Below are 12,133 nucleotides of genomic sequence, written 5' to 3'. Positions count from 1 at the left end.
ATGGCATACTGCCGCGCATGAATGTCGACTCTCCCCTAAGCGCCTGGCAACACGCCATTGAACAGAAGGGCTTCGTCCAGGACGAAGCCCAGGAACATGCCGTGTGGGCGCTGCAAAAATGCCACGAAGCCCTGCATGAAGGCCGCACGCCGATCACCGGCGTTTACCTCTGGGGCCGGTCGGACGGGGCAAGACCTGGTTGATGGATCAGTTCTACCAAAACCTCAAGGTCCCGGCCCGACGCCAACACTTTCACCATTTCATGGGCTGGGTGCATCAGCGCTCGTTCCAGCTGACCGGCACCGCCGACCCGTTGAAGGCGCTGGCCCGTGAGTTGAGCCAGGAAGTGCGGGTGCTGTGTTTCGATGAACTGTTCGTCAACGACATCGGCGACGCGATCATTCTCGGGCGTTTGTTTCAGGTGATGTTCGAGCAGGGCGTGGTGGTGGTCTGCACCTCCAATCAACCGCCGGACCAGCTATACGCCGATGGCTTCAACCGTGACCGCTTCGTGCCCGCCATCGAAGCGATCAAAAAACACATGCAGGTGATCGCGGTGGATGGCGGCGAAGACCATCGCCTGCATCCCGGCGCGGGTCTGCAACGGTATTGGGTGGCGGCGCCCGGGCAGCCGAGCGCGCTCGGTGAGGTGTTCAACGGGTTGACCGCAGGCCAGCCCACGTCCAGCGATCCGATCACGGTTGGTTACCGCTCGGTCACTGTGGTGCAGGCCAGTTCGACAGTACTCTGGTGCCGCTACGCCGACCTGTGCGAACAACCGTTCGCCGCCATGGACTTCATGGCGCTGTGCGACACCTTCAGCGCTATTCTGTTGAGTGAAGTGCCAAATCTGAGCGCACAGAAACGTGAAGGGCGCATCGCCCGAGGCACGGAAGACGGTGCCGAACGGGTCGTGGCCGGTGATCGCGAGCTGCCGCAATTGTCGGTGCATGACGACGGTGTCCGGCGTTTCATTGCCCTGGTGGACGAGTGCTACGACCGCAAGGTGCCGCTGTACCTCGAAGCGCAAGTGCCGATGGCGGCGTTGTACACCGAGGGTTATCTGGAATTCCCGTTCCGCCGCACGTTAAGCCGTTTACAGGAAATGCAGTTGCAACGTTTCGCCGAAGCCTGATGGCCGGGAGCCGCGAATATGAATCAGCCTCTGTCTCACCATTTGCTGACCATGGCCTATCAGAATGCCTGGGCCAATTACCGACTCGCCAAGGCCTGGACTCAGCTGGGCCCGACCGAACTGGCGGCACCGCGAGTGAGCTTCTTCCCCAGCCTGATCGCCACCCTCAACCACATCCTGACGTGCGACTGGTTTTACGTGGATGCGCTGGAGCGGGAACTGCGCGGGGACGATCCGCATCCTGATTGCTATGTGTTCTTTGCCAAACAAGAGCCGTTCGCGTTGGCCGCCGACCTGCAGCGTGAACAAGCGCATGTGGACCGTCGCCTTATTGCCTATTGCGAACAATTGCGCGACGCCGATCTGGGGCGAATCGTGACCATCGCCCGGGACACGCCGCAACATGACAGCCGTCTGCGCCTGCTGTCGCATTTGTTCGAACACCAGCTGCATCATCGCGGCCAGGTCCACGCGATGCTCAGCGGCACCTCGGTCAAGCCGCCGCAGCTGGACGAGTTTTTCTGCGCCGGGGAATCGCACCTGAGGGCTGAGGATTTTGCCGAGTTGGGCTGGACCGAAACGCTGATCTGGGGCGTTTGAAACAGGTTCGGGTTGCCGCCGAATACACCTCGCGATAATGTCCATCGACCTCCCGGCGCGAGCGACGCGCTGGGCCAATTTGACGGGACGTTGACGATGGAAATGGAATCCGCAGAAATTCTAGTGCTTCAGGCCAGCTACACCAATGGGCTGCATGCCGAGGCAATCGGTGTGGTGCTCAATGCCTACGCCGAAGACCCGATGGGCGGCGGGCACCCACTGCCCGAGGACATCCTGCGGCAACTGCCGGGGGAACTGGCCAAGCGTCCCCATGCATTCAGCGTGCTGGCGTTTGTCGGTGGCGAACCGGCCGGGCTGGTCAATTGCTTCGAAGGTTTCTCGACGTTTGCCTGCCGGCCGCTGGTCAACGTGCACGATGTGGCGGTGATGCCCAGGTTTCGCGGCCTGGGGTTGAGCCAGAAGATGCTGCAAAAAGTTGAAGACATCGCCCGTCAGCGCGGCTGCTGCAAGATCACCCTGGAAGTCCTCGAGGGTAATGCCGTCGCGCAGGCGTCTTATGGCAAGTTCGGATTTGCCCCCGGCATGTTCGACCCGGCCCATGGCCGAATGCTGTTTTGGACCAAGGACCTTTAACGCCACATGAGCCGCCTCGATGACGCGCAAGGCAGGGCACCCGTGAAAACGGACAAGCCGTGGGCGATTTTCCTGATCTTTCTGCGCCTGGGGCTGACCTCGTTTGGCGGTCCTGTCGCCCATCTGGGCTATTTTCGTGACGAGTTCGTGGCGCGTCGGCGCTGGCTCGGCGAAGCCGCCTACGCCGAACTGATTGCCCTGTGCCAGTTTCTGCCGGGCCCGGCGAGCAGCCAGGTGGGCATGGCGCTGGGTTTGTCCCGCGCCGGCTATTGGGGGGCATTGGCGGCGTGGGCAGGGTTTACCTTGCCCTCGGCGCTGATCCTGACGCTGCTGGCATTGGGCATCACCCACGGTGGCTGGGCGTTGCCGGCCGGTTTGATTCACGGGCTGAAAATTGTCGCCGTCGCCGTGGTTGCCCAGGCCGTGTGGGGAATGGCCCGCACGTTATGCCGAGGTCCGGTGCAAGTGGGCATCACGCTGCTGGCAACTGCCGGGGTGTTGCTCTGGCCAACGATGGGCGGGCAACTGACGGTGATGGCCGTGGCGGCGCTGATCGGCCTGGTCTTGCTGCACAACGCCAATGCAGCGCCACGGGAGGGTTTGTCGATTCGGGTCAGTCGCGTGGCCGGCTGGCTGGCAATGGCTGTGTTCGTGACGTTGCTGTTGGGGTTGCCGTTGATTGCGCATTACTGGCCGGACTCGCTGACCAGCCTGTTCGACCGTTTCTACCGCACGGGGGCGCTGGTGTTTGGCGGCGGCCATGTGGTGTTGCCGCTGTTGCAAAGCCAGGTCGTGAGCACGGGATTGCTCGACAATGACGTGTTTCTCGCCGGTTACGCCGCCGCGCAAGCGATGCCAGGACCATTGTTCACGTTTGCGGCATTCCTTGGCGCGTCCATCAGCGGCTGGAGCGGCGCGCTGGTGTGCGTCCTGGCGATTTTCCTGCCGTCGCTGCTGCTGGTGATCGGCGTCCTGCCGTTCTGGCAGCGCTTGCGTGGCATCGGCCGAGTGCAAGCGGCGCTGGCCGGGGTGAACGCCGGGGTGGTCGGGTTGTTGCTGGCTGCGTTGTATCAGCCATTGTGGACCACCTCGATCCTCGGGCCGCTGGATGTTCTGATGGCAGTCCTGGCATTGATGGCGCTGCTGTTCTGGCGGTGCCCGCCGTGGTTACTGGTGCTGCTGGGCGGGTTTTGCGGGGTGCTGCTGGGCGCGTGAAAACTGTCGAGCGGGCATAAAAAAGGGCGTCCCTCAGAACGCCCGTTTGCCATCGTTTATGTCGGCCGATAGGTTTCGGTCACTTGCGCGGTCTGATCGTTCGGAACCCTCAGCTCGATCGTCCTGGTCTCGATGCCGTTGGCCTGCTGTTGTTTGAAGTGCAGGGTTTCGAAGTAATACCTCATGCGCTCGGCACCGCCTTCGGCAAAGGCTGCGGTCGAACCGAACATCATCAGACTGGCAAGGATCAACGCGGTACGTTTCATGGTGTGCCTCCTACTGCGGATAGGGTGCTCTTTCGTCCATGAACCAATGTTGCCAAGCCATTATCCGCCGATTCCGTCAGCTGGATATGATCTGCGTCAGAGCTTCCAGTCCAGGCTCAGGGTGACCGTGCGCGGGTCACCCCAGTAGACGCCGTTGTAGAAGCCGACGTTGTCGTAATACTTCTTGTCGAACAGGTTATCGACGTTCAGCGAAGCCGACAGGTGCTGATCAAATGCGTAGCGCGACATCAGTTTGACCACGGTGTAGGCCTCCTGACGGATGTGGGTGCTGGCGGTGATGATCTCGCCATCGGCGCCACGGCCGATCGGGCGCCTGGCGGCGCGGTAGACGTCGCTTTGCCAGTTCACCGCGCCGCCCACGGTCAGTGCCTGCCAGTCGCCGGGCAAGCGGTAAGCCGTGGAGAAGCGGAACATGTTCAACGGCTGGTTGGTGTTGTTGCGCTGCTTCTCGCCATTGGCCGAGTGGGTGTAGGTGTAGCCGGCCGTCATGTTCCAGCCTGCCATCACTTCACCTGAGACCTCGGCTTCGAAACCCTGGACTTTGTTGCCTTTGCCGCCCGATTTAAAGAACTCCTCTCCGGTGACCGGGTCCGGTGGCACCGAGTCGTCGAGTTCGGCCACGTTATCCTGCTTGCTCCAGAACACCGCGGTGGCGAGGTTCAGTCGCTCTTCGAGCAGGCTGCCCTTGAGCCCCAGTTCATAGTTGCTGCCGACCACTGGCTCGAGGTAGTTGTGATTGCTGTCACGCTCGTCCTGCGGCTTGAAAATATCGGTGTAGCTGACATAAGCGGTGTATTCAGGCGTGATGTCGTAGAGCAGCCCGGCGTACGGTGTCCACATGTCGTTGTGCTTCTGGCTGGTGGATTCGACACCGGTCAGTTGCAGATTGCCGTCGTATTGGTTGGCCTTTCTTGAAATTTCCCACGTGCCATAGCGACTGCCGAGTACCGCGTGCAGGTCGTCGGTCAGGGTCAGGCGCGTGGCCAGGTAACCGGCCTTTTGCCGGGTGCTTTCATCGGAGCCTTTCAGGCCGGTGACGGTGTCCGGGAATTTGGGAATGCCACCCATGTACTTCCAGTCGGGGACTTTCTCGTAATCCGGCGACCGCGGGCCGTCTACCGTGTAAGGGTTGTCTTCGCTGCGTTCGGCTTCGCCATAGCCGATCATCATTTCGTGCTCACGCCCGAGCAGCGAATAAGGGCCGGACACGTTGAAGTCATAGGCTTTCATTTTTTGCGTGCCGACCATGTGGCTGACGTTGGCGATCATGCCGCTGCGATCTGCCTCGGGGAAGCCGCCACCGCCGTAGTAGATCTTGCCGTCGGTGTCACTCTCACGGTGGGTGTAAGCGGCCTTGAGGTGCCAGCCGGCGCCCAGTTGCTGGTCCAGCGTGGCAAACGCGGTCTTGTCTTTCAGTGGCCAGGAACTCCAAGGCGTGGCCATGTTGGTGGAGCGTCCGAGGTTGGCTTTGCTGCCGTCAGCATTCCAGTAGGGCACAGTGCCCCAAGAGGTGCCTTGCACCTGTTTGTTTTGGTAGTCGTATCCCACGGCCAGCACGGTGTCATCGGTCAGGTCGGCTTCGAGAATCCCGTAGCCGACCTCCCGTTGCAACGCGTACTTGTCTCGGTAGGAACCGCTGTCGCGATAAGCCAGCACACCGCGACCGCGCAGACGGCCGTCGAAGGCCAGCGGTCCGCCGACATCGACGTAACTGTAGTAATCGTCATAGCTGCCGCCGCTGACACCGGTCTGGGCCTCCCATTGTGCGGTCGGCCGTTTGCGCACCATGTTGATCGTCGCGGAAGGATCGCCGGCGCCCGTGGTCAGGCCGGTCGCGCCGCGAACCACTTCGATGCGGTCGTAAATAATGGTGTCGGAATCGGACTTCATGTAGCTGAAGGTGTTGAGCATTCCATCGATCTGGAAGTTGTTGATCGAGTAACCACGGGACGAATAGCTGACGCGATCCGAATCGTTGTGCTGAACCACCACGCCGGTGGTCTGGCTCATGGCTTCGGAAAGCGTGCCGAGTTTGAAGTCGTCCATTTGCTGGCGCGTGACCACGGACACCGATTGCGGCGTTTCCTTGATCGACAGGTTGAGCCGCGTAGCGGTGCTCATGGCACCGGTGGTGTATGACTCGGTGTTTTCGGTGGTGCTGCCCAATCCCTGGGCTGTCACATTGGTTGCACCCAGTTCAAGGGTACGGCTCGGCTCTTGATCCGGGGCGGTTTCAGCCAGCAGGTCGGGGCTCAGGGCAGCACTGCAAATGCCCAGGGTAAAGGTCATGGAACGGGTGATAGGCGCGAACATCGCAGCCGACTCCTTGTCTTCGAGGGAAAAATTCCGTTTGTTCAAAGACGAAGGGGGAGAGGGGATTTAGGTCTAAACGAGAATTATTGTTATTTTAAGATGTTTCGGAGAGGTTAAGACGGGGGCTGGTGTAACCCTGGGGGAGCAAGCTCCCGCAGGGTTCTCGACAGAGTGAAAGATCGGCGCCGATCCCTCAGGGCATCATTTCTGCGCGACTGCCGGATCGGTCGGCGTGCTTTTCGGTTTCATCAGGCTGAAGTCGATCAGCGGGCGCGACTGACGCTCATACGGATTGCCGATCATCAATGGACGCGGCGTGAAGCTGTCGCTGACCAGGCTCTTGCTGCGGTCCAGCTCATCAAAACTCAGACCCGCCAAGTCCGCCCAGGTGTGGATCAGCTGCGAGCTGCTGTAAGGCCGTGCCAGGTCACCGGCAAAACTCCAGTCGTGGGTTTCACGCCATTTCGGCGAAGCCCAGGCCATGAACGGAATGGTGTACATCGGCGCCGTCGGCTTGGCCTCGTTGCGTCCCAGCGTGCTGTGGCCCACGGAGTCGAAGACATCTTCGCCGTGGTCCGAGAGATACATCAGGAAGCCGTTCGGATCTGACTTGGCGTAGTCCTTGATCAGGCTCGACACCACGAAGTCGTTGTACAGCACGGCGTTGTCATAGCTGTTGTACGTTGGTACCTGATCGTCACGCACGCCTTCCGGCACGCCTTTGCGATCGGTGAACTTGTTGAAGGTCGGTGGGTACCGGTACTGATAGCTCATGTGCGTGCCGAGCAAATGCACCACGATCAGCTTGCGCGGTGCGGCGTCTGCCAGGGCCTTGTTGAATGGCGCGATGACGTCGCCATCGTACTGCGCGGCGTTCTGGTTTCGATTGTTGTTCAGGTACACCTGCTCGTCGGCCTGTTCGGAGAACGTGGTGAGCATGGTGTTGCGCTTGGTCATGGTTTGCTGGTTGGTGATCCAGAAGGTCTTGTAACCGGCCTGTTTCATCATGCTGACCAGGGACGGCGTGGACAGGTAAAGGTCCGGGTTTTCTTCGTCGGCGAACGTCAGCACCTGCTGCAACGCCTCGATGGTGTACGGGCGCGGGGTGATGACGTTGTCGAAGACCGCCATCTGATCCTTGAGCTTGTCCAGTTCCGGCGTGGTTTCACGCGGGTAGCCATAGAGGCTCATGCGCTGACGGTTGGTGGACTCGCCGATCACCAGCACCAGGGTCGCTGGCTGGTTGGCCATCGTGTCCTTGAGGTTCTTGAGCGGTGGGATCTTGCTCGCGCTATCGAGCATGTCTTGCATGCCGGCCAGGGTGTCGAGGTAACGGTGATACGCCACTGCCATCTGCCAAGGCACCGCCGGCTCGATACGGGTTTCGAATTTCTCGAAGCCACCAGCCAGGCTGCCGGTACGCGCGGTTTGCTTGATCAGCGGGTAACCGACCACGGCCACCAGAATGGCGGTTGCAGCCACCAGCGCACGTCCACGGGGCATGTACACCGGGCGCAAGCGGGTCCACAGGAAATAAGCAAACAGCGTGTGGGCGAGGAACGCCGCCACCATCCACCAGGCGAAATACTGGGTCATGTACTCGCCCGCTTCACTGATGTTCGATTCGAACATGATGAAGATGACGCTCTGGGAGAATTCCTGCTGATAGATGAAGAAGTAACCCAGGCTGGCCATCGAGCAGGCCCACAGCACCACGCCGATCACCGCGGCCATGACACGTGTCTGTCTAGGGAACAGCAGCATCGGTGCAAGCCAGATGGCGCTCATCACAAAGGCTTGGCGGAACCCGGTGAAGCCCGAGGTGCCCGTCAATTGAATGAGTAATTGGGTGATGCCGGAAAAATACCAGAAGAACAGGAACAACCAGAGAAATCCTGCCCAATCAAAACCTTTCGCAGTCGTATTGCTGCGTTTAAACACAGTCATTCAGCGCTCCAGCCAAAAAAATCAAATCGCGTCGACCCGTCGGGAGCCTTCCATGTTGCCGACGAACGGAAACCGCACGGATACCGAGCGGCCATAATGAGCCGGAGTATCAACACTTCGATGTGAAAACTTTGTGAGTTGCCGCAAACGGCAAGGCTGGGAAGCGGTGTCGGAAACAGCAGAAGGCTGTTTCCGAGTCAGGCGGGGGATCAGGCGTGTGGTGCGCGCGCGGTGACGGGCAAGGGCTGAGCCGAAGAGCTTTGTGTGAGTAAGCGCAGCTGCGCGAGCTCCTGCTTCAACAGGTCGCGCTCTTCTTTCAACTGGCGCAATTCATCACGACGGATCGTGACGTAAAGGGTTTGTGCTGGCCGTGCTGCTTGTACTGTGCCCATTGCTCACCTCGCAAATGGCGTGCATCAACTGTAAAACCGCCCCGACATCGGGTGCTGTATTACTATCGGCACCGATTTTGATTTCTTTTGCCCCTGAAGGGAACTTTTTTATTTTTCATGGTCGTTGTGTCTTGAGTTCGATTTCCGACGTTATCAGTCAGGATCGGGCACAATGCCCGGAAACTTCACGCCAACGCTCTGGACTAACCCTCATTGGTCGCGTTGGGCTATAACCTTTGACACACTTTATTTGTAGTAGGGAGCATCAGCACATGCAACTCGGGATTATTGGACTGGGCCGCATGGGCGGAAATATTGCGCGTCGCCTGATGCTCAACGGGCATACCACCGTTGTTTACGACCGCAATACCGCCTTCGTCGACACCCTGGCAGCAGAAGGCGCCAAGGGCGTCATCGACTTGCCGGCGCTGGTCGCAGGCCTGGCCAAGCCACGTGCGGTGTGGGTCATGCTGCCGGCCGGCGCGCCGACCGAAGACACCATCGACTCCCTGAGCACCTTGCTCGAAGCCGGCGACACCATCATCGACGGCGGCAACACCTTCTATAAGGACGACATCCGCCGGGCGAAAACCCTGTCGGAAAAAGGCCTGCACTACGTCGATGTCGGCACATCCGGCGGCGTCTGGGGCCTGGAGCGCGGTTACTGCATGATGATCGGCGGCGAAGCCGAGGTGGTGAAACGCCTAGATCCGCTGTTCGACAGCCTGGCCCCCGGCATAGGTGACATCCCGCGTACCAAGGACCGCAAGTCGGAAGACGATCGCGCCGAGCGCGGTTACATCCACGCCGGCCCTGCAGGTTCTGGCCATTTCGTGAAGATGATCCACAACGGCATCGAGTACGGAATGATGCAGGCCTTCGCCGAAGGCTTCGACATCCTCAAGACCAAAGCCAGCGAAAACCTGCCGGAAGACCAGCGTTTCGACCTGAACGTGGCCGACATCGCCGAAGTCTGGCGCCGTGGCAGCGTGGTGTCGTCGTGGTTGCTCGACCTGACCGCCGACGCACTGGCCAGCGATCCGAAACTCGACGGGTACTCCGGCTCCGTGGCTGACAGCGGTGAAGGCCGCTGGACCATCGAAGCCGCCATGGAGCAATCGGTGCCTGTACCGGTGCTGTCGAACTCGCTGTTCTCGCGCTACCGTTCGCGCGGCCAAGGCACCTTTGGCGACAAGATCCTCTCGGCCCAGCGCTTCGGCTTCGGCGGCCACGTGGAGACTTCGAAAAAATGACCCGTCTGATCCGCAATAAATCGAAAGCAGAACCCGCACCACCGACCACGTTGTTTCTGTTCGGTGCCCATGGTGACCTGGTCAAGCGCTTGCTGATGCCGGCGCTGTACAACCTGAGTCGCGACGGTCTGCTAGGCGATGGACTGCGGATCATCGGCGTTGACCACAACGCCATCAGTGACGAAGCCTTTGCGCAGAAGCTTGAAGATTTCATCCGCACCGAAGCGGCCACCAAAGTCGGCAAGGGCGATGAAGCCCTTGACCCGGCACTGTGGGCCAAACTGGCCAAAGGCATCAGCTACGTCCAGGGCGACTTCCTGGACGACAGCACGTATCAAGCGCTGGCGGCGAAAATCGCCGCCAGCGGCACGGGCAATGCGGTGTTCTACCTGGCCACCGCGCCACGTTTCTTCAGTGAAGTGGTGCGCCGCCTCGGCACCGCCGGCTTGCTGCAAGAGACACCCGAAGCGTTCAGAAGGGTGGTGATCGAAAAACCGTTCGGCTCCGATCTGCACACCGCCGAAGCGTTGAATGCATGTCTGCTCAAGGTGATGTCGGAAAACCAGATTTACCGGATCGATCACTACCTGGGCAAGGAAACCGTGCAGAACATTTTGATCAGCCGGTTCTCCAACAGCCTGTTCGAAGCGTTCTGGAACAACCATTACATCGACCACGTGCAGATCACCGCCGCCGAAACCGTCGGCGTGGAAACCCGTGGCAGTTTTTATGAACACACGGGCGCCTTGCGGGACATGGTGCCCAATCACTTGTTCCAGTTGCTGGCAATGGTCGCGATGGAACCGCCGGCAGCCTTTGGCGCCGATGCGGTCCGTGGCGAGAAGGCCAAAGTGGTCGGCGCGATACGTCCGTGGTCCACGGAAGAGGCGCGGGCCAACTCGGTGCGTGGCCAATACGCGGCCGGCGAACTCGATGGCAAGTCCTTGGCGGGTTATCGTGAGGAAGCCAACGTAGCGTCCGACAGCAACACCGAAACCTACGTCGCGCTCAAGGTCATGATCGACAACTGGCGTTGGGTCGGCGTGCCGTTTTACCTGCGCACCGGCAAACGCATGAGTGTGCGTGACACCGAGATCGTCATCTGCTTCAAACCTGCGCCCTACGCGCAGTTCCGCGATACCGAGGTCGATGAGCTGCAACCGACTTACCTGCGGATTCAGATTCAACCCAACGAAGGCATGTGGTTCGACCTGTTGGCCAAGCGGCCCGGGCCGGCCTTGAAAATGGCCAACATCGAGTTGGGTTTTGCCTACAAGGATTTCTTTGAAATGCAGCCGTCCACCGGCTACGAAACGCTGATCTACGATTGCCTGACGGGTGATCAGACGCTGTTCCAGCGCGCCGACAACATCGAGAACGGCTGGCGCGCCGTGCAGCCATTCCTCGATGCCTGGCAGCAGGACGCGAGCGTGCAGCGCTATCCGGCGGGAGAGAACGGCCCGGAGGCGGCTGATGAACTGCTGGCCCGCGACGGTCGCGTCTGGCACAGCCTCGGATGAGTGACGTCACGCCACAATCCATCCGTTTTCTGCTGAGTGACATGGACGGCACTTTACTGCTGCCCGATCACAGCCTCAGTCAGCGCACCATCGAGGCCGTCCGTTCGTTACGTGAGGCCGGCGTGCTGTTCAGCCTGGCCACCGGGCGTCCACCGAAAGCCATGCTGCAGCAGATCGAAGCCCTCGGTGTCGACCTGCCGACGGCGGCATTCAATGGCGGCACGATCGTCCATCCGGACGGCAGCGTGCTGGTCGCGCATTATTTGCCGGCCACGGCTGCGCTGACGGCGTTGGCGCTGTTTGCCGATCAGGCGGATGTGGAAATCTGGGTGTTCAGTGGCGGTGACTGGTTGCTGAAAGACCCGAGCGGGCCGATGGTCCCACGCGAGCAGCACGGCCTCGGCTATCCGCCGGTGGTGGTCGAGAGTTTCGAGCCGTATCTGACGCGCATCGACAAGATTGTTGCCACCAGCCACAACACGCAGTTGTTGATTGAGCTGGAAGCCCAGCTGCTGCCGAAAGTGGAAGGCCAGGCACAAGTCTCGCGGTCGCAACCGGTGTACCTGGACGTGACAGCGATGCTCGCCAACAAGGGTGCCGCACTGGCGACACTGGCGGAGTTTCTCGGTGTGCCGCTGGAGCAGACTGCCGCGATGGGCGATGGCGGCAATGACCCGGCGATGTTTCATCGTGCCGGGTTGTCGATTGCCATGGGGCAGGCGGAAGAAGCGGTGAAGCGCCAGGCCGACGTGGTGACAGGTGCCAATACCGAAGACGGCGCGGCCCAGGCGATCGAGCAATACATCCTCAACGCGGGTTAAACCGCGTTATCGTTCTTCGCGGGCAAGCCTCGCTCCTACACTGACCTGTGGGAGCG

10 protein-coding genes and 1 pseudogene are annotated in these 12,133 nt (G+C 60.5%); 7 read left to right on the top strand and 4 right to left on the bottom strand.

The window, feature by feature from the left end; all coding sequences use genetic code 11:
* The first annotated feature begins 17 nt into the window (after positions 1–17).
* The 4 genes and pseudogenes from zapE (at position 18) to chrA (ending at position 3,544) form a co-directional block, all read left to right on the top strand.
* Positions 18–1,135 (top strand): annotated as a pseudogene (gene zapE, locus HP062_RS05970) (cell division protein ZapE).
* Positions 1,136–1,153: 18 nt separating this feature from the next.
* Positions 1,154–1,735 carry a DinB family protein gene (locus tag HP062_RS05965; protein ID WP_172791060.1) on the top strand — a complete coding sequence of 194 codons (582 nt, stop codon included), beginning with the start codon at positions 1,154–1,156 and terminating at the stop codon, positions 1,733–1,735.
* Between the two features lie 102 nt (positions 1,736–1,837).
* On the top strand, positions 1,838–2,329 hold the full coding sequence (locus HP062_RS05960) for a GNAT family N-acetyltransferase (protein ID WP_010460575.1): 492 nt from the start codon (positions 1,838–1,840) through the stop codon (positions 2,327–2,329).
* Positions 2,330–2,335: 6 nt separating this feature from the next.
* A complete protein-coding gene (gene chrA, locus HP062_RS05955) occupies positions 2,336–3,544 on the top strand; it encodes a chromate efflux transporter (protein ID WP_102595628.1) in 1,209 nt (402 codons plus the stop codon).
* Between the two features lie 56 nt (positions 3,545–3,600).
* On the opposite strand, the gene HP062_RS05950 is transcribed toward chrA, so the two are convergent.
* The 4 genes from HP062_RS05950 to HP062_RS05935 form a co-directional block, all read right to left on the bottom strand.
* On the bottom strand, positions 3,601–3,810 hold the full coding sequence (locus HP062_RS05950; protein WP_010460570.1) for a hypothetical protein: 210 nt from the start codon (positions 3,808–3,810) through the stop codon (positions 3,601–3,603).
* A 96-nt stretch (positions 3,811–3,906) separates the two neighbouring features.
* The gene (locus HP062_RS05945) at positions 3,907–6,144 is read right to left on the bottom strand and encodes a TonB-dependent siderophore receptor (RefSeq protein WP_172791059.1); all 2,238 of its coding nucleotides are present in this window, start codon (positions 6,142–6,144) and stop codon (positions 3,907–3,909) included.
* Between the two features lie 201 nt (positions 6,145–6,345).
* Positions 6,346–8,091: a phosphoethanolamine transferase CptA gene (locus HP062_RS05940; RefSeq protein ID WP_083376679.1), complete on the bottom strand. Its 1,746-nt coding sequence runs from the start codon at positions 8,089–8,091 to the stop codon at positions 6,346–6,348.
* A gap of 209 nt (positions 8,092–8,300) precedes the next feature.
* The gene (locus tag HP062_RS05935) at positions 8,301–8,483 is read right to left on the bottom strand and encodes a DUF6026 family protein (RefSeq protein ID WP_077747795.1); all 183 of its coding nucleotides are present in this window, start codon (positions 8,481–8,483) and stop codon (positions 8,301–8,303) included.
* A gap of 272 nt (positions 8,484–8,755) precedes the next feature.
* Here HP062_RS05935 and gnd point away from each other — a divergent pair, with 272 nt between their 5' ends.
* The 3 genes from gnd to HP062_RS05920 are packed head-to-tail and all read left to right on the top strand — an operon-like array spanning position 8,756 to position 12,077.
* Positions 8,756–9,736: a phosphogluconate dehydrogenase (NAD(+)-dependent, decarboxylating) gene (gene gnd, locus HP062_RS05930; protein ID WP_083376680.1), complete on the top strand. Its 981-nt coding sequence runs from the start codon at positions 8,756–8,758 to the stop codon at positions 9,734–9,736.
* Complete coding sequence (zwf, locus tag HP062_RS05925; protein ID WP_010460563.1) at positions 9,733–11,256, top strand: glucose-6-phosphate dehydrogenase; 1,524 nt, start codon at positions 9,733–9,735, stop codon at positions 11,254–11,256. Before gnd ends, zwf begins: the two co-directional genes overlap by 4 nt.
* Positions 11,253–12,077 (top strand): HAD family hydrolase, encoded by an 825-nt coding sequence (locus HP062_RS05920; RefSeq protein WP_172791058.1) that lies wholly within the window; start codon positions 11,253–11,255, stop codon positions 12,075–12,077. Before zwf ends, HP062_RS05920 begins: the two co-directional genes overlap by 4 nt.
* Positions 12,078–12,133 lie beyond the last annotated feature (56 nt).

It is taken from the genome of Pseudomonas sp. B14-6 (genome assembly GCF_013260315.1).
GTDB classification, from domain to species: Bacteria; Pseudomonadota; Gammaproteobacteria; order Pseudomonadales; family Pseudomonadaceae; genus Aquipseudomonas; species Aquipseudomonas mandelii.
This window is presented reverse-complemented; position numbering and strand designations above follow the sequence as displayed.